Origin of the sequence: Rubrivivax sp. A210, assembly GCF_904426505.1 — a bacterium.
Classification (GTDB): domain Bacteria; phylum Pseudomonadota; class Gammaproteobacteria; order Burkholderiales; family Burkholderiaceae_C; genus Rubrivivax.
In genome coordinates, this window is sequence record NZ_CAJGBN010000006.1 from 1 (window position 1) to 16,625 (window position 16,625).

A 16,625-nucleotide genomic window follows, 5' to 3' on the forward strand; every position below is an offset into this window, starting at 1 on the left:
GCCGCCGGCCAGCCCCAGGCGCGCAGATGGCGGGCCAGCGCGGCGGCGCCGTCGCGCCAGGCGGCCAGGCGGGCTTGCTGCGGCGACTGCGGCGGCGCTTGCGCGGCGGCGCTCATTCCAGGCTCGTCGGCTGCAGCTGCAGCGCGATCTCGAAACGCAGGCCGGCGCTGCCGTTGGACTTGTCGCCGGCCTTGTCGGCAAGGTCCAGCCGCGTCAGCGTGGCGGCGGCCACCAGCGGCTGCAGCGCCAGTGCGTCGACCACGGCCAGCGCCGTGGCAGCGTCGCGCGCCTGGCCCTCCAGGCGCAACTCGGCGCGGCCGGTCTCGTGTTCCAGCGCCGTCCAGCGCAGCCCGGCCGGCGTGACTGCCTCGACGGCGCCGAGAACGTCGCCCCAGGGGTGGCGCAGGCCGGCCACCACGGCCCAGGCGGCGGCGCGCTGGGCAGCGCTGCTGCTGAGGGCCTGGGGGGCAGCGCCTTCGAGGCCCGGCGCCTTGGCCTGGCGGCCCGGCCCGGCGCGCTGGCGCTGCGCCTGGGCCTGCCAGCGCTCGACGCGCGCCTGGGCGGCCTGGAGCCGGTCGCGTGCGGCCAGCATATCGATGCCGCTGGACAACGCCATCAGCAGGCCGCACAGCAGCAGCAGCCAGGCCGGCCAGGGCGGGCGCAGGGGTCCGGCCACGAAGTCGTGCGCCGGCACGACGGGGCGCGGGCCGGGCTTCATGGCAGGGCCCATGGCGGCGGCGCCGTGGCGGCGTCCAGGAGGCCGGCGATGCGGGCCTGGCCGGCCAGCACGGCAGGGGCGGCCGGGTCTGCGCCCGCGTCGGCGATGCCGAAGCCGGCGATGGCGCAGTCGGCGCCGGCCACGCCGTGCTCGGCCTGCCATTCGGCCAGCAGGGCGGCCAGGGCCTGGCCATCGGCGGCGGCGGCGCGGCGCTGCTCCAGCGCGGCCAGGCGCCCGCCCTCGAAGACCAGCCAGGTGGCATGCGCGCCCTCGGCCAGCAGCAGGCCGGCACGGCCGCGCCCGGGCCAGCCCGCCAGCGCGGCGACCACGCGGCGCAACGCCGTCGACCACCAGGGCCGCACGCTGGCCAGGCGCGAGCGCCGCTGCGCCGCGCCTTCGCGCCAGGCCGCAAGATCGGCGCCGTGCAGCGCGGCGGCGCTCAGCGTGGCGCCCTCCAGGCCCAGCACCAGGGGCCAGGCGGCGGCCTCGGGGCCGTGGAAGTGCAGGAACTGCTGGCGCGCCCAGGCCTGCTGGTCGGCCGCGGGCGCGCGCACCAGCGCCGGCTCGGCGGTGAGGAGCGGGTAGAGCAGACGGCCCGACAGCACCAGGTGCAGCTCGCTGGCCGGCTGGGCTTGCAGCCAATGCGCCAGGTCGGGGGCGCCGCCGCCCTGCCCGTCCAGCTCGGTCACGCCCTCGGGGGCGACGAAGAGAGGGCGGCGCGGGCGCGGCCAGGGCAGCAGGCCGGCCAGGCGCCGCTCAGGCGTCGCTGGTGACACGTTCGGCCTCCTCCAGCGTGGTCTCGCCGCGGCGCACGGCGGCCAGCGCGGCGTCGCGCAGCAGCACCATGCCGCTGGCCACGGCGGCCTGGCGGATGCGCGTCATCGGCGCCCGCGCGGCGATGAGGTCGCGCAGCTCGTCGTTCATCAGCATCAGCTCGGTCACCGCGCGGCGGCCGCGGTAGCCGGTGTGGCGGCAGTGGCTGCAACCGACGCCGCGCATCGGCCGCCCGCCATCGCCGGCGTCGTCGGTCACGTCATCTGCACCTATCGCCAGCAGGCCGTGGGCCTGGTGCAGCGGCGCCACCGGCACACTGCAATGGCTGCAGTTCAGGCGCAGCAGGCGCTGCGCCAGCACGGCGTTGAGGGCCGAGACGACGTTGTAGAGATCCAGCCCCATGTGCATGAAGCGGCCGATGACGTCGAAGGCGCTGTTGGCGTGTACGGTGCTGAAAACCAGGTGGCCGGTGAGCGCCGCCTGCACCGCGATCTGCGCCGTCTCGGGGTCGCGGATCTCGCCCACCATCACGCGATCGGGGTCGTGGCGCAGGATGGAGCGCAGGCCGCGTGCGAAGGTGAGGCCCTTGCGCTCGTTCACCGGCACCTGGGCGATGCCGGCGAGCTGGTATTCCACCGGGTCTTCGATGGTGACGATCTTGTCGCGGCCCTGGTTGATCTCGCTGAGCATGGCGTACAGCGTCGTCGCCTTGCCACTGCCGGTGGGGCCGGTGACGAGCAGCATGCCGTGCGGCTGCAGCGCCAGCCGGCGCAGCGTGGCGCAGGTGACGGCCGGCAGGCCCAGCGCGGCCAGGCTGAGCTGGCCCTGGGTCTGCTCGATGCGGGCGCGGTCGAGCACGCGCACCACCGCGTCCTCGCCGTGGGCCGTGGGCATGACCGAGAGGCGGAAATCGATCTCGCGGCCCGACAGGCGCAGCATGAAGCGGCCATCCTGCGGCAGGCGGCGCTCGCCGATGTCGAGCTCGCTCATCACCTTCAGGCGCGAGACCAGCTGCTCGGCGATCTGGCTGCCCTCGACCCGGCGCACCGGCTGCATCACGCCGTCGACGCGGTAGCGGATGCTCATGCCGCGCGGCTCGCACTCGAAATGCACGTCGCTGACACCATCGTGCAGCGCGTCGTAAAGCGTGGCGTCGAGCAGGCGCACGACCGGGCTTTCCTGCTCGGCCAGGTGCAGCGCCGACAACTCCTGCGCCGCCTCGGCGCCTTCGCCGCCCTCGCCACCGGTGTCGCCCACCGCGGCCAGCGCGCGGTATTCGGCGGCACCCAGCGCGATCAGGGTGTCGATGCTGGCGGCGTCCTGGCGGTGGCGCTGCACGCGGCGCTGCAGCCGCGTCTCCAGGCGCTCGAGCAGCGGTTGCGGGATGGGCGCGTCGGACAGCGCCGCCAATTCGCCGCGCGGCGACTGCGCCAGCACCACACGCCAGCGCTGGGCCTCGGCCGGCGGCCAGAGGTCGAAGGCGGCGCGCCAGGGCCCGAGGGCCGGCGTCAGGCAGGCGGCCAGCACATCGGCCGATCTCACCTGGCTGACGCCGCGGGATTCGAGCGCCGCGTTCATTGCACCTGCTCCGCGAGCTGGAAGATGGGCAGGTAGAGCAGCACGACGACGGTGCCGATGACGCCGCCCATCAGCAGCATCAGGAGCGGGTTGAGCAGCTTGGTGACCCAGTCGGACAGGCGCTCCAGCTCCTCGTCGTGGAAGGCCGCGGCCTGGCCCAGCATCTCGCCCACGGCACCGCTCTTCTCGCCCACGCGCAGCATGCGCAGCGCCACCGGCGTGGCCAGGCCCTCGCGCTCGAAGGCGTCGGACAGCCGCTCGCCGCGCGCCACCGCGGCCAGCGCCGCATCCACGCGCGGGCGCAGCCGCGCCGCCACCACCGGGCGCGCGGTGCGCAGTGCGGCTGGCGCCGGCACGCCGGCGGCGAGCAGCATGTTGAGCGTGCGGTACAGCCGCGCCAGCGCCAGCACACGCAGGCGCTGGCCGACGGCGGGCAGCCGCCAGAGCGCGTCCAGCACAGCCTCGCGCACCGCGGCCACGCGCCAGGCCAGGGCTGGCGCCGCCAGCAGCGCCAGCGCCAGCGCGGAGGCCAGGGCCGGATGCTCGCCAGCGACGCGGCCGGTCTCGAGCAGGGCGCGCGACAGCGGCGGAATGTTGCCGGCCATGCCGTCCAGCATGGTGGCGAAGCGCGGCACCACGAAGATGAGCAGGAAGACCACCACCGCCATGCTGGCCAGCACCAGCAGCAGCGGGTAGAGACTGGCGCCGACCAGGCGGGCGCGCAGCATGTCCACCCAGGCCAGGTAGCGCGCGTGCGAGGCCAGGGCCTCCTGCAGCTGGCCGGTGCGCTCGGCGGCGGCTATGACGGCGACGAAGAGGCCGTCGAAGTGCCGCGGCTGGGCCGCGACGGCGGCCGAGAAGGGCTCGCCGATGCGCAGGTGCTCGATCACGCCGTCCAGCGCCGCGGCCACGGCCGGCGCGGCTTCTTTCTCGCGCAAGGCCGTCAGCGCCTCCAGCAGCGGGATGCCGGCGCCCAGCAGCACGCCCAGTTCGCGGCTGAACAGCGCCAGCGGAAAGCGCGCTCTGTGGCCCAGCAGCGGAGTGTCCGGGGTCGCCGCCGCGCCCGCCTGAACCGCGACCACGCGCGCCGCCGGCAGGCCCAGCTGGGCCAGCGCGGCGGCGGCGTCGGCGGCCTCGATGCGGCGGCTGGCGATGCGGCCAGCATCGAGGTAGCGGATGTCGAAGGCCGGCATGGGGCGCGGTCTCACCAGTTGCCGATGTCGGCGTCTTCGCCGACGCCGCCGGGCCGGCCGTCGCGGCCCAGCGACCAGAGGTCGACATCGCCGTGCTCGCCCGGGTTGCGGTACTGGTAGTCGTGGCCCCAGGGGTCGGCCGGCACGGCCTTGGCGAGATAGGGGCCGGTCCAGCGCGGCTCGTCGCCGGGCCGGGCCAGCAACGCGACCAGGCCCTGCTCGCTGGCCGGGTAGCGGCCGGTATCGATGCGGTACTGGTCCAGCGCCTTTTCGAAGCTGCCGATCTGCGCCCGCGCGATCTTGACCTCGGAGCGGCCGATCTGCGCGAACAGCTTGGGCCCGACATAGCCGGCCAGCAAGCCGATGATGACCATCACGACCAGCAGTTCGAGCAGGGTGAAGCCACGTTGGAATCGGCGCGGTGCGGTCATGGAAAGCGGACGGGCGCCAAAGGCGCGGGCAGCAGGCGGGCCGATGGATGGAGATGGCACAGCGCCCAGGGAACCCCAGAGCTTATGAAGCGCCCGTGACTCGGCTGTGAAGGGCGCGCTTCGTCGCCACCCTGCGTGCCGGGCCATCGCCGCCGGCGGCTGTCACCTTGCGGTCACGGCCCGCGGCCGACACTGCGCCGCGGCCCGCTCCCGGGCCGCCTCAAACCTGCCCACCCAGCCCAAGAGGTCTCGCATGATTCCTGTTTCCCTCACGCAAGAGGCGCGCGCCCTCGCGCGCGCCGCCGGCCGCTTCTGCGGCGCGGCGGTGGCCGCACTCGCCTTCGCCTCCGCGCCCGTCGGCACCGCGCTGGCCGACGACGAGCACGACGATGACGGTGGCACCTATGCCATCGGCCTCTGGGGCGACCTGCCCTACGGCCCGGCCCAGGCCGCCACCGGCGTGCCCAACCTGATCGCCGACATGAACGCGCAGCGCCTGAAGTTCACCGTCCACGACGGCGACCTCAAGGCCGGCTCGGGCAGCCTGTGCGACGAGAACCTGTACCTGCAGGCGCTGGGCTTCTTCAACGCCCTGCGCGCTCCGGCGATGTTCACGCCCGGCGACAACGACTGGACCGACTGCGACCGCCCGGCCAATGGCGGCTTCAACTCGCGCGAGCGGCTGGACCGCGAACGCGCGGTCTTCTTCTCGACCCCGTTCTCGCTGGGCCAGCGCACGCTGCGCCAGGAGGTGCAGGCCGAGCCGCTGTGCCTGGGCCTGAACGGCGCCGTGCCCTGTGTCGAGAACCGCCGCTGGACCGTGGGCCGCGTGACCTATGCGACCTTCAATGTCGCCGGCTCCTGCAACAACCTCTGCGACACCGCGCCCGACGCGGCCGAGTACGCGGCGCGCAATGCCGCCAATATCCGCTGGCTGCAGGAGACCTTTGCCACCGCCAAGGCCCGCCGCTCGGTGGCGGTGATGCTGATCAGCCAGGCCAACCCCGGCTGGGACCAGAGCGACCCCACGCGCGCCCCGCTGCGCAACCCGCGCACCCTGGCCCAGACCGATGGCGCGCCCGACGGCTTCCAGGCCTGGCTGCTGGCGCTGCGCGACGAGGTCATCGCCTTCCGCCGGCCGGTGGCCTATGTGCACGGCGACTCGCACTACTTCCGCATCGACAAGCCCCTGCTCGACGCCGCCGGCCAGCGCCTGGAGAACTTCACCCGCGTCGAGACCTTCGGCAACAACGCGGCCAATGGCAACAACGACGTGCAGTGGCTCAAAGCCAGCATCGACACGCGCAGCCGCGAGGTGTTTTCCTACCAGCCGATGATCGTGCCGGGCAACCGCACGGCCGTGCCGGCGCCCTGAACGGGCGCGGCGCCGGGGCCCGCCAGGCGACGGGCTCCGGCGCCGGACTTCAGTCGTCGCGGTCGTCCAGCTTGGTCGGCGCCAGCGGCGGCGGGTTGGGCCGCGACGGCGTCTGCGCCGAGGGCTGCAGGCGCATGCTGCCGGCCTGGGTCTCGAAGGCAACCGCAAAGGTCTCGATGCGGCTCGCGCTGGCCACGGTGTCGACATACCACCACTCGGCCACCGCGCGCTGCGGCGTCACGTCGACCAGCATGTAGCCGCGGCGGTGCAGGTTGATGTACTTGAAATGCGGGTTGGCCGAGCGCAGCGCGCCGGCAATGGCGCCGTTGGTGTCGGTGTCGATGCCGGGCGAGCTGATCGAGGTGCCGACGAACTCGACGGCGCGCGAGCCCTGGCCGGTGGCCGGGTCATAGCCGCCCGCGGCGACGACCGGGTTGTTGGGGTCCTGGCTCAGGTCGGCGGCCCAGGAGCTGTGGATGTCGCCGGTGAGCACGACGACGTTGTCGACGCCGGGCTGCGTTGCCGAGCCCTTGATGACCTCGTAGACGCGGTCGCGTGCCGGCTGGTAGCCGTCCCACTGGTCGGAATTGAGGAAGAGCCCGCCGCCGGCTGCATTGGGCAGGCCGAAGCCCGGCACCTTGAGCTGGGCAAACATCACGCCCTGGCCCAGGAACTTCCACTGCGCCGGGCTGTGACGCAGGCGGTCGAACAGCCAGGCCTCCTGCTCGGCACCCAGCAGCTGGCGCGTGGGGTCTGCATAGGGGCCGTTCTGCGTGAAGGCGGCGCCGAAGGGGGTGGCGATGCTGCCCGGAATCTGCTGCGAACGGCCGCCCAGGCGTTCTTCCAGCATGATGAGGTCGGCCAGGTCGCCCCAGGCCAGGGCGCGGTTGCTGCGGCGCAGGTCGGCGCGGTTCTGCTCGCGCACCGGCATCCACTCGTAGTAGGCCTGCAGCGCCGCGGCCACGCGCGCCGGCCACAGGCCTTCGCTGTCCGACTGGTGGTTCTGGGCCCCGTCCACCCAGGCGTCATTGGCCGTCTCGTGGTCGTCCCAGATCGCCACCAGCGGGTGCTGACGGTGCATGGCCTGGGAGTCGGCGTCGCGCTTGTACTGGGCGTGGCGCATGCGGTAGTCGGTGAGTGTCACCATCTCGGTGGCCGGCTCGGGCGTGCGCACGCTGCCGTACTGTCCGGCGCCGTACTCATACAGGTAGTCGCCCAGGTGCAGCACGAGGTCGAGGTCGGCACGCTCGGCGATGCGGGCGTAGGCGTTGAAATAGCCGGCGGCATGGTTGGAGCAGCTCACCACGGCCATGCGCAGGCTCGTGGTGCGGCCCACCGGCAGGGTCTTGGTGCGGCCGATGGGCGAGCGCTCGCCCTCGACCTTGAAGCGGTAGTAGTAGGTGGTGCCGGGGCGCAGGCCCGTGGCGTCCACCTTCATCGTGTGGTCGCGCGCCGCCGTGGTGGTGCTGCGGCCGCGCGCCACGATGCGCTTCAAGCCGGGGTCGGCGGCCACCACCCACTCGATCTCGACGCGCTGCTCGGGGCGGCGCGGCGTGACGCGGGTCCAGAGGATGACGCGGTCGGACAGCGGGTCGCCGCTGGCCACGCCGTGCTGGAACAGCGCATCGCGGCGCTCGCCGCCGGTGGCCAGCGCGGCCATGGGCGTGGCGGCCAGGGCCAGCGCGGCCGAGCCCGACTTGCGGAAGAAATCGCGGCGGTTGGCACCCACCGGCAGGGGTTTGACGCGGGAGGGACGGCCCATCTGACTTCCTTTGGGAGGCCGGCGCGGGCGCCGGCAGGCTGCGAGAAGCCTGCCGCCCCCGGCGGGGGTGGTCAGGCTCGCGAAGCGCCGAAGTCTGGGAGGGCCGTTTGACAGCGTGAAGTCAAACGGCGCCGGCCCCTCAGGCGAGGGGCGAGTAGCCGCTGACGAGAGCGAAGCGGCGGTGGTCGGCCACCGTGAGCTGCAGGCGCTGGCCCGGCGCCAGCGATTCAAGGCCGGGGCCCGCGGCGCTCCTGGTCAGGGTCCAGTCATGGGCGTCGTCTCCCGCGAGATAGGCCAGGCCGACCGCCGGCAGCACTTCGAGCACGGTGGCGGTGGTGGTCCTGGGTATCGCGTAGACCGCTGGCTGCATGCAAGCCTCCGTTTACAACTTGATGCCTTGGGTATACCCCGGAAACACAGCGCCAAACGTTGATCTGGCCCAACTTCGTCCGGCGGCTGCGCGGCAAGCGCGCACCGGCCGCAGGCACGGATTCCCCCGGGCGCGAGCCCGCGCCGGCAAGGGCCGTCACTGCAGCTTCATCAAGCGCCGCTAGATTGCCGCCTCTGCTACCGGAGCCCCTGCCCATGGTGAGAGATTGATGGCCGCAACCCCGCCGCGGCGCCCGCGCCGCGTGGGCCTGCTTGTCGCGGCGCTGCTGGCTCTGGCCCTGCTGGGCGGCTGCTCGCCGCAGGCCCTGCTGGTGCGCGGCGTGGCCGACCAACTGGCCGGCCAGGGCAGCGAGGCCGAGGACGACCTCGATCTGGCGCGCGAATCCAGCGCCTTCTACCTCAAGCTCTCGGAATCGGTGCTGCGCCGCACGCCCGGCCATCTGGGCCTGGCCGAATCGGTGGCCGGCGGCTTCACGCAGTATGCCTACGCCTTCGTCGAGGCCGAAGCCGAACGCACCGAGGCCAGCGACGCCCGCGCCGCGCAAAGGCTGCGCCAGCGCGCGGCCAAGCTCTATGCGCGCGGCCACCGCCACGCGATGAACGCGCTGGAGGCGCAGCATCCGGGCTTCGCCGCGGCGCTGGCCCAGGCCGACCCGACGCTGCGCCTGCGCGACGACGAGGTCGGCGTCGCCTACTGGGCGGCGGCATCCTGGGGCGGCTTGATCGCGCTGTCGAAAGACCGGCCCGACCGGGTGGCCGACCTGCCCCAGGCCATCGCCCTGGCACGCCTGGCCTGGGAGCGAAAGCCGGACCACGGCGATGGTGCGCTGGCCTCGCTGATGGGCAGCTTCGAGATGGCCCGCCCCGGCGGCACGCCGCAGCAGGCCGCGGCCTATTTCGACAGCGCCATCGCCGCCGCCGGCGGGCGCAGCGCCGGGCCTTTCGTGGCCAAGGCCGAAGCCCTGGCCCTGCCGGCCGGCGACCGCCCGGCCTTCGAAGCCCTCCTGCGCCAGGCCCTGGCCGCTGCCGGCACGCGCGGCGACCTCGCCAACGAAGTGATGCGCCAACGCGCGCAGTGGCTGCTGGCCACGGCCGACGACCGCTTTTGAAACCATCCCCTCCATGAACATCGCCCGCCGCCTTCTGTCCGCTGCTCTGACCACCGCCCTGCCCGCTGCCCTGATCGCGCTCACCCTGCCCCTGACGGCGCCGGCCTGGGCCGCGCCGGGCTCGCTGCGCATCGGCAGTCTGGTGCCCAAGAACTCGCTCTACCACCAGCAGCTGCTGGAAATGGGCGAGGCCTGGCGCAAGGCCCAGGGCGAAGGCGCGAAGTTCGTTGTCTTCACCGACGGCAGCCAGGGCGGCGAGGCCGAGTTGGCGCGGCGCATGCGCATCGGCCAGCTGCAGGGCGCCCTGCTGTCGGTGGTGGGCCTGCGCGAGATCGATCCCGCCATCAGCGCGCTGCAAAACCTGCCGCTGCTGTTCAAGAGCTGGGAAGAGGTGGACTACGTGCGCGAGAAGATGCGCCCGGCGATGGAGAAGAAGTTTCTCGACAAGGGATTCGTCGTGCTGGGCTGGGGCGATGCCGGCTGGGTGCGCTTCTTCTCCAAGGCGCCGGCCTTCCGCCCCGACGACTACAAGGGCATGAAGTTCTTCGCCTGGGGCAGCGAGGCCGAGCAGCAGGCCATCATGAAGAGCCTGGGCTACACGCCGGTGCCGCTGGAAACCGCCGACATCCTGCCCTCGATCCAGACCGGCATGATCAACGTCGTGCCGTCGACGCCCTACTTCGCGCTCGCCACCCAGGTCTACAACACGGCACCTCACATGCTGGAGATCAACTGGGCGCCCATCGTCGGCGCCATGGTGGTCACCAGGAAGGCCTGGGACGAGATGGCGCCGGCCGCCCAGCAGGCGCTGCGCACGGCCGGCGAGAAGGCCGGCGTCGAGATGCGCGGCAAGGCGCGCCGCGAAGTGGACGAAGCGGTGGACGCGATGAAGAAGCGCGGCCTCGTGGTCAACCGGCCCTCGCCCGAGCAGTTGCGCGAATGGAACGAGCTTGCCGACAAGCTCTACCCCCGCATCCGCGGCACCATGGTTCCGGCCGAGACCTTCGACGAGGTCTTCGCCCACCTCAAGGCCTACCGCGCCGGCAAGGGCAGGTAGTCCTTGGACGCCCCTTTGGCCGGCCCCATGCTTCCCTCGACGGCGGCCTCAACGGCTGCTTTCGCCGCGCCCGCCACGGCCCCCCGCTGGCGGCAGGCAGCGCGCTTCGACGATGCGCTCGCGGCCCTGGCGCTGGGCCTGATGATGCTGATCCCGCTGGCCGAGATTGCGATGCGGCCTCTGCTGGGCCGCGGCGTCGAGAACGCCTCGGTGCTGGTGCAGCATCTGGGCCTGCTGCTGGCCATGTTCGGCGCCGTGGCGGCCGAGCGCAACGGCCACCTGACGACGCTGGGCAGCAGCCTGGACAAGCTGTTCGGCCCCGGCCTGCAGGCCGGCATCAAGGCCATCGCCCAGGGCAGCGCGGCCCTCGTCAGCGGCGTGCTGGCGGTGGCCAGCGCGCGCTTCGTGGCCAGCGAGATGGAGGCTGGCCAGGGCCTGGCCTATGGCCTGCCGGTGTGGTGGGTACAGGCGGCCATGCCGCTGGGCTTTGCGCTGCTGGGGCTCAGGCTGGGCTCGCGCTGCGCCAGCGCCGCCTGGGCCCGCACGGCCTGGGCGCTGGCCCTGCCGGTGGCCGGCGCCGCCGCGGCCTGGCGGCTGGACGGCGCGGCGCTGCCGCTGCTGCCGGCTGGCGCCGCGCTGCTGCTGATGCTGCTGGCCGGCGCGCCCATCTTCGCCGTGCTGGGCGGCCTGGCGCTGGCGCTGTTTGCCTCCGACGCGCTGCCGCTGGCTTCCATCGCGCTGTCGCACTACCAGATCACCGTCAACCCCTCGCTGCCGGCCCTGCCGCTGTTCACGCTGGCCGGCCTGGTGTTCGCGCGCACCGGGGCCGCCCAGCGCCTGAGCCAGCTCTTCCTGGCGCTGTTTGGCGGCGCCGTGCGCGGCACCGTGCTGGCGGCGGCGGTGCTGTGCTCCATCTTCACCGCCTTCACCGGCGGCAGCGGCGTCACCATCCTGGCCCTGGGCGGCCTGCTGCTGCCGCTGCTGCGGCGCGCCGGCTATCCGGAGCAGCGCGGCATCGGCCTGGTCACCAGCGCCAGCGCCCTGGGCGTGCTGCTGGCGCCCTCGGTGCCGCTGATCATGGTGGCGGTGATCGCCCGCGTGCCGATCAAGGACATGTTCCTCGCCGGCCTGCTGCCGGCGGCCGTGATGGTGGCCTGCCTGCTGCTCGTCGGCGGCTACCTGCGCAACGGCCGCGCCGACCCGGCCGGCCCGGTTGCGGCACCGCCGGCCCGAGCCGACCTGGGCCGCGCCCGCGCCGCGGCCTGGGCCGCCAAGTGGGAAATCCTGGCGCCGTTGGTGGCCATTGGCTCGCTGGTGGGCGGCTTCGCCACACCCACCGAATCGGCCGCGCTGACCGCCGCCTATGCCATTGCCACCCAGGCCTTCGCCCACCGCGAACTGGGCTGGCGCGCCCTGGGCCGCTGCCTGGTCGAATGCGCCCAGGTCATCGGCGGCGTGATGCTGATCCTGGGCATGGCGCTGGCGCTCACCAACTACCTCGTCGACGCCGGCATCCCCGACGCGGCCATCGAATGGACCCGCGGCGTCGTGCCCAACCGATTTGTCTTCCTGCTCGGCCTGTGCGTCTTCCTGTGCGTGGCCGCCGCGTTGATGGAAATCTTCGCGGCCATCGTCGTGCTCGTGCCGCTGCTGCTGCCGGTGGCGCGCAGCTACGGCATGGACCCGGTGCACTTCGGCATCGTCTTCCTCGCCGCGATGGAATTGGGCTTTCTGTGCCCGCCAGCGGGCATGAACATCTACTTCGCCTCAGCCATGTTCGGCAAGCCCATGCGCTATGTGGCCGCCGCCGTGTTGCCTGCTGTGGCGGCCATCTTCATCGGCACGCTGCTGATTGCCGTGGTGCCGATGTTGGCCACCGGCCTGCCAACCTGGCTGGCGGGGGCGTAGCAGCCCCGGGCGCGTCCGCTCGGAGCGCGCAGTCGAGGTCGCGCTGCAACTGTTCCGCAAGGGCTCAGCCGACTTCGCTGACTGCCTTCATGTCGCGTTGGCCACCCAAGCCGGCGAGCAACCGCTGCGGACATTCGACAAGGGAACGGCCAAGGTCAGCGGCGCTCAACTGCTGGTCAAGGCATGAGGCAGCGACGAACATCGGCCGCGCCCGTTTCATCGGCCACCGTCAGCATCGAAGCCAGCCATGGCTCTACTTGGCTCAGAGGATCTTTGCCGGGGATTCTCGGCCATAGAATGAAAATATCCTCCACGGCACCAGGAGACGCTCGTGACCCAACTCGGTGAGGCGGTCAAGGCCGCCGGGATCAGCACGCTTTCGAGGAAGTGTCCGTTCGACGAGGCGGAACCGCCGGATGATCCTCGTCCGGAGGACGAGGAGTTCGCCTGGGACGACAGCGTCACGATGGCAGCAGCACAGGACAATAGCGCCAGCAAGTTGGGCAACAACTTGGAGGGCGGATCACCAGGTAGCGACGGCAGTTGGAATGTGCTTGGCGGGGATCCGCCGCGGTACAAGGCCCCTCAGGTCGATACAAAACGTGACCCCTCCAAGCCCAAGGTCGAGGTCGATGGCGTTGACTATCCCTTCACCGTAGCGGCCCATCACATCATTCCCGGCAATGCGTCTCTGTACGAAAGCCAACTCTTCAAGAGCTACATGAAGAAGGGTGGAAAGATGCAGGTAACTCAGCCAAAGAAGAAGACCTTCACTGTCTCCCGCAACATCGGCTACAACATCAATGGGAGCCACAACGGTGTATGGCTGCCTGGCAGTTATGCCATACGCACCGGCGTTCATCCGAGCAAGTCCACATGGAGTGTCTTGATCGAAACCCCAGGCCATGTGGAATGGTGCTACCGCTATATCGCCGCCGTCACGAAGAGCACCGGTTCCCAATTCCATGACACGCACGTCCACTACAGCAACAACGTGCTGAAGCTGCTGAACAAGATGTCTTTGCTGCTAATGAAGCACCAGACGCAGTGCGACGACTGCCAGGGCAAGGATCAGTCGCCTCCGCCTTACATTGTCAAGAATCGGCTGTATCGACTTTCGGCTCACCTGCGAGGCAAGCTGCGCCTCTCGCCGCGCTACTGGGCTCGTCGTGACCCCTGGATGGCCTCCGACCAAGTGTTTACCGATATCATGGGCAATCCAAAATCAAAGGCCGCCTTTTTCAGGGCCTATAACAAGCCCTAATGGGATCGAAATGTCCAAGTCCAAGCCCGCGCCAAGCAAATACAGCGTGATGACCTGCGAGGGCGTTCATCCTGCCACTTCCGTCTCGCTTCTCAGCGAATGGAACGGTCCACCATGGATGACGGGTTCACGAATTGACCTCGATGTCCCCGACCCGGTGCTGTTCGAACTCAATCCACGCTATCCCGGCAAGTTGTGTCCGATGTACGAATCGACGATCGTCCTTATGAGCGATGCGCTGATTGCGGTGCTGCATGCAGCGGGTGTCTCAAACCTCGAATGCTTTCCGGCGCGAATTCGCGACCGCACCCGTTCGGACGCCATCGAGAACTACAAGGCGGTCAATGTGGTCGGATTGGTGGACTGCGCCGACATGAGCAAGTCGGAGTACGACCCTCCCGAAGACGACGACGGCATCCCGATGATGTTCGACAGTCTTTGCATCGACGATGCGAAGGCTGGCGGTGCGCTGCTATTTCGCCTATATGAGGCACCCAGTGCCATCGTCGTCCACGAGCTGGTGAGAAATGCCATAGAGCAGCAGATCACAGGCATGACGTTTTACGAACAAGGGGAGTGGTCGGGTTGAAGTCGCAGTGAGCCGACCCGATAAAACTCAAGTCCAGGACGACACGGTCATTGAGGATGAGGTGGGTCCGCGAACAGGGTCTGCGCCCTTCAGTCCGAGGTGAGGCCCCCATCATTCGACAGCCGAAGACTCGTTCTCTGTGTGCCGGGCAGGCTCCGTGGTGCGGAGGATCTCGTTCAGAACGGAAGTGGCGTAAGTTCCGGCGGACAAGGAGAACTTGAGCACCAGTTGATTGGCTTGCAGCCATTCCCAAGACATGTCCACTGGGCTCGCCACCAGGGCGCGGCGAGCCTGATCCAGACCGGCATGTTCCATGCCGTTGCACAAGGTGGAGTGACGTTCAGCTACACCGTTTTCCAGGGCCTGCGCTTGATCGGTGGTGGTCACGCGGCCCCGACCCCAGAGCGGTCCGGTAGGCTGGCCCGCCTCGTCCATCACGTCACCGGGCAGGGTCTTGCCCCAGAGTCCCTGCTGGATGCGCAGCGCCAGCACTTCATTGAAGACGAAGGAGCGCACCGCCGACAGGTAGATGCCCTTCTTCTTCGGGTTGCGGACGCGGATTTCGCGAGCCAGCATGGCCAGGCCCTGCGTCACGTTGCCGCCGTCGTGGCCGAAACGCTGAGCGCCGAAGTAGTTGGGCACGCCATGTGACGCAACGGCTTTCAGATTGGCCTCAATGGCATCGCGATCGCCGGTCACGTCACGCAGCACAATGCGGAATCGGTTGCCCTGCAGATCACCGGGGCGCAGCTTCTTTACGTGGCGGCTCTGGCTCAGGACATTGAATTCCGGGTGCTGAAGCTGGGTCAGATCGGGTGCCTCGCCCTTGGGCAGGTAGATGCTGAACCACTGACGGGTGATGGCATAGCGGTCCTTGAGGCCTGCATAGCCCACGTCTCTGTCCTGCACGTTGGCGGCCTCGGCCAGTTGCTGGGCGACGAAGGCTGTGTTGGCACCGTTCTTTTCGATGTCCAGCCAGATGTGTTCGCCTTCCCCGGAGGGTGGCTGCAGCGGCAACTCGGCCACGACGAAATCCTCGTTGAGGAGTTTCAGGGTGGCCCTGGCGCCGCTGGCCGGATAAGCGTTGGGCCACTGCGGCAAGGCCGTGTATTGAGCGTCATTCATGATCGGTCTGATGGCACCAGCTGTATATGGGGGTGGGCAGGCTATCCAGCCGACCAGGGACAGCCCAAGCAGTGATTCTCTCCCTACCCGCATGCCTTGACGATCGTCAACAGATGCGACTCCAATGGGAACCGTTGCGCGCTACGACAGGTGGACCGTCGGCTCGTTGCCGGCCAGGGGAATCACGGCAGGCAGCACCAACAGGCCGTTCAAGTGATTCGACCTCGTCGCTGCCAACAACACGCCGATCAAGCCGACGTCGAACAAGTCCGTCGATTGAGCGAACCGCCGCGGGCCCGCCATCAGAACCTTGTCTCGCGCCGAGCCAGACCCAGGGCGATCAAGCCAACCGTTAGCAGCGCCAGCGGTGTTGGCTCGGGCACGTTGCGCTGCGGGTCCATGTCACTTAAGTTCTCGCTGATCCATCCGGTAAAGCGCTGGACGTTGACGTAGTAGCCGGGTCCGCTCTCATCACACGAAACGGCAAACCTGAACGAAGCCACGCCGACAATCTTGTTGTTGGCGAGCAGCGGCCCACCGGCGTCGCCTCGACAGAAGGTTTGGGCGAGCCCGCCCACCGGGATGGTCTCAATGAACGCATCAGGGATCTCGACCCCGATGGGGCCCTCCGACCCGATGTACTGTGAGATGGAAACCGCGCCAGACCGTCGCACGCCACTGCCCACACCGTTGCCGGTCTCACCGAAGCCGACGTCAGTGACGGCCGACCCAGCCGCTGGCGCGGCCGTGTCGATCACCCAATGCGTGACGCCGCTCCACGCGGCGACGTCGGTCCTGTTCAATCCGACCAAGGCGATGTCGAAGGCGAGGTTGAGGCCATCAACCGTGGCAAATCCGGGATGGGCACGGATCTCGGTCACTTGGGCGGTCATGCCCGCGCCCAGCGAAAACTGCAGGCCATCCGCGGGTGTCAGATTGAAGACGCACTGCGCCGCTGTCAGAAACACGTTGTCGCTGAGCATCGTGCCCGTGCACGCGTCGTGAGTCGCTGGCGGCATGAGCATGCCGATGCCAGCGAACTGGCCGCTGATATCGGCAAGGCCCAGGTGGATGGCCCGGGCATCGGTCGCCAGTGCGCATGTCAGCGCGAACAATGTGGCCGACATTGCCCCTCTGGCCCGACGCGACAGTTCCGCCGTGCGAACTGGGCGCTTGGACCTGTGGTCAAGGCATCCAGGCGCATGCCCGCGCCTCGACGAAGTGTCTACCGACTCGCAGCCCGAAAGCGTATTCATTGCAGTCTCCCGATCCCCAAAGCCTTGACTTCCTGATGTTGGCTCCCCTCTCGATCGAAGGAGCCTCCTCAAAGGGCGGCGCGGTTCATGCCGGGA

Annotated in this window: 16 protein-coding genes; 6 read left to right on the top strand and 10 right to left on the bottom strand. The window is 70.0% G+C overall.

Annotated elements, in window-relative coordinates; all coding sequences use genetic code 11:
* Positions 1-112: 112 nt before the first annotated feature.
* The 5 genes from JMV16_RS06110 to gspG are packed head-to-tail and all read right to left on the bottom strand — an operon-like array spanning position 113 to position 4,694.
* Positions 113-718, bottom strand: coding sequence for a hypothetical protein (locus tag JMV16_RS06110; RefSeq protein WP_201493304.1), 606 nt, complete (start codon positions 716-718; stop codon positions 113-115).
* A complete protein-coding gene (locus tag JMV16_RS06115) occupies positions 715-1,494 on the bottom strand; it encodes a hypothetical protein (protein ID WP_201493305.1) in 780 nt (259 codons plus the stop codon). The genes JMV16_RS06110 and JMV16_RS06115 overlap by 4 nt, the downstream gene beginning before the upstream one ends.
* Positions 1,475-3,070, bottom strand: a complete 1,596-nt coding sequence (locus JMV16_RS06120; protein ID WP_201493306.1) for a GspE/PulE family protein — start codon at positions 3,068-3,070, stop codon at positions 1,475-1,477. Before JMV16_RS06120 ends, JMV16_RS06115 begins: the two co-directional genes overlap by 20 nt.
* The gene (locus JMV16_RS06125) at positions 3,067-4,263 is read right to left on the bottom strand and encodes a type II secretion system F family protein (protein ID WP_201493307.1); all 1,197 of its coding nucleotides are present in this window, start codon (positions 4,261-4,263) and stop codon (positions 3,067-3,069) included. Before JMV16_RS06125 ends, JMV16_RS06120 begins: the two co-directional genes overlap by 4 nt.
* Before the next feature lie 11 nt (positions 4,264-4,274).
* A complete protein-coding gene (gene gspG, locus JMV16_RS06130) occupies positions 4,275-4,694 on the bottom strand; it encodes a type II secretion system major pseudopilin GspG (RefSeq protein WP_201493308.1) in 420 nt (139 codons plus the stop codon).
* 253 nt (positions 4,695-4,947) lie between these two features.
* On the opposite strand from gspG, the gene JMV16_RS06135 reads away from it, so the two are divergent.
* Positions 4,948-6,069, top strand: a complete 1,122-nt coding sequence (locus JMV16_RS06135) for a hypothetical protein (RefSeq protein ID WP_201493309.1) — start codon at positions 4,948-4,950, stop codon at positions 6,067-6,069.
* Positions 6,070-6,118: 49 nt separating this feature from the next.
* On the opposite strand, the gene JMV16_RS06140 is transcribed toward JMV16_RS06135, so the two are convergent.
* Complete coding sequence (locus JMV16_RS06140) at positions 6,119-7,831, bottom strand: alkaline phosphatase D family protein (protein ID WP_201493310.1); 1,713 nt, start codon at positions 7,829-7,831, stop codon at positions 6,119-6,121.
* A gap of 139 nt (positions 7,832-7,970) precedes the next feature.
* On the bottom strand, positions 7,971-8,201 hold the full coding sequence (locus JMV16_RS06145; RefSeq protein WP_201493311.1) for a hypothetical protein: 231 nt from the start codon (positions 8,199-8,201) through the stop codon (positions 7,971-7,973).
* Positions 8,202-8,430: 229 nt separating this feature from the next.
* Here JMV16_RS06145 and JMV16_RS06150 point away from each other — a divergent pair, with 229 nt between their 5' ends.
* The 5 genes from JMV16_RS06150 (at position 8,431) to JMV16_RS06170 (ending at position 14,148) form a co-directional block, all read left to right on the top strand.
* Positions 8,431-9,330: a TRAP transporter TatT component family protein gene (locus JMV16_RS06150; RefSeq protein WP_201493312.1), complete on the top strand. Its 900-nt coding sequence runs from the start codon at positions 8,431-8,433 to the stop codon at positions 9,328-9,330.
* 13 nt (positions 9,331-9,343) lie between these two features.
* On the top strand, positions 9,344-10,387 hold the full coding sequence (gene dctP, locus JMV16_RS06155) for a TRAP transporter substrate-binding protein DctP (RefSeq protein WP_201493313.1): 1,044 nt from the start codon (positions 9,344-9,346) through the stop codon (positions 10,385-10,387).
* Positions 10,388-10,414: 27 nt separating this feature from the next.
* Positions 10,415-12,295, top strand: a complete 1,881-nt coding sequence (locus tag JMV16_RS06160; protein WP_201493314.1) for a TRAP transporter large permease subunit — start codon at positions 10,415-10,417, stop codon at positions 12,293-12,295.
* A 331-nt stretch (positions 12,296-12,626) separates the two neighbouring features.
* Positions 12,627-13,559: an AHH domain-containing protein gene (locus JMV16_RS06165; RefSeq protein WP_201493315.1), complete on the top strand. Its 933-nt coding sequence runs from the start codon at positions 12,627-12,629 to the stop codon at positions 13,557-13,559.
* 10 nt (positions 13,560-13,569) lie between these two features.
* Positions 13,570-14,148, top strand: a complete 579-nt coding sequence (locus tag JMV16_RS06170) for an imm11 family protein (protein ID WP_201493316.1) — start codon at positions 13,570-13,572, stop codon at positions 14,146-14,148.
* Positions 14,149-14,259: 111 nt separating this feature from the next.
* Here JMV16_RS06170 and truD read toward each other — a convergent pair whose 3' ends face one another.
* From truD to JMV16_RS06180, 3 genes are all read right to left on the bottom strand, one after another.
* On the bottom strand, positions 14,260-15,273 hold the full coding sequence (truD, locus tag JMV16_RS06175; protein WP_201493317.1) for a tRNA pseudouridine(13) synthase TruD: 1,014 nt from the start codon (positions 15,271-15,273) through the stop codon (positions 14,260-14,262).
* Positions 15,274-15,414: 141 nt separating this feature from the next.
* Positions 15,415-15,540 (bottom strand): hypothetical protein, encoded by a 126-nt coding sequence (locus JMV16_RS24425; RefSeq protein ID WP_255511412.1) that lies wholly within the window; start codon positions 15,538-15,540, stop codon positions 15,415-15,417.
* A 35-nt stretch (positions 15,541-15,575) separates the two neighbouring features.
* The gene (locus JMV16_RS06180) at positions 15,576-16,400 is read right to left on the bottom strand and encodes a S1 family peptidase (RefSeq protein WP_201493318.1); all 825 of its coding nucleotides are present in this window, start codon (positions 16,398-16,400) and stop codon (positions 15,576-15,578) included.
* Positions 16,401-16,625: the final 225 nt, after the last annotated feature.

What these genes read in the sequence shown, in the direction of transcription:
- JMV16_RS06110 (WP_201493304.1), bottom strand. Translation starts at nt 718, where the DNA reads ATGAAGCCCGGCCCGCGCCCCGTCGTGCCGGCGCACGACTTCGTGGCC.
- JMV16_RS06120 (WP_201493306.1), bottom strand. Translation starts at nt 3,070, where the DNA reads ATGAACGCGGCGCTCGAATCCCGCGGCGTCAGCCAGGTGAGATCGGCC.
- JMV16_RS06125 (WP_201493307.1), bottom strand. Translation starts at nt 4,263, where the DNA reads ATGCCGGCCTTCGACATCCGCTACCTCGATGCTGGCCGCATCGCCAGC.
- gspG (WP_201493308.1), bottom strand. Translation starts at nt 4,694, where the DNA reads ATGACCGCACCGCGCCGATTCCAACGTGGCTTCACCCTGCTCGAACTG.
- JMV16_RS06135 (WP_201493309.1), top strand. Translation starts at nt 4,948, where the DNA reads ATGATTCCTGTTTCCCTCACGCAAGAGGCGCGCGCCCTCGCGCGCGCC.
- JMV16_RS06140 (WP_201493310.1), bottom strand. Translation starts at nt 7,831, where the DNA reads ATGGGCCGTCCCTCCCGCGTCAAACCCCTGCCGGTGGGTGCCAACCGC.
- JMV16_RS06145 (WP_201493311.1), bottom strand. Translation starts at nt 8,201, where the DNA reads ATGCAGCCAGCGGTCTACGCGATACCCAGGACCACCACCGCCACCGTG.
- JMV16_RS06150 (WP_201493312.1), top strand. Translation starts at nt 8,431, where the DNA reads ATGGCCGCAACCCCGCCGCGGCGCCCGCGCCGCGTGGGCCTGCTTGTC.
- dctP (WP_201493313.1), top strand. Translation starts at nt 9,344, where the DNA reads ATGAACATCGCCCGCCGCCTTCTGTCCGCTGCTCTGACCACCGCCCTG.
- JMV16_RS06160 (WP_201493314.1), top strand. Translation starts at nt 10,415, where the DNA reads ATGCTTCCCTCGACGGCGGCCTCAACGGCTGCTTTCGCCGCGCCCGCC.
- JMV16_RS06170 (WP_201493316.1), top strand. Translation starts at nt 13,570, where the DNA reads ATGTCCAAGTCCAAGCCCGCGCCAAGCAAATACAGCGTGATGACCTGC.
- truD (WP_201493317.1), bottom strand. Translation starts at nt 15,273, where the DNA reads ATGAATGACGCTCAATACACGGCCTTGCCGCAGTGGCCCAACGCTTAT.
- JMV16_RS06180 (WP_201493318.1), bottom strand. Translation starts at nt 16,400, where the DNA reads ATGTCGGCCACATTGTTCGCGCTGACATGCGCACTGGCGACCGATGCC.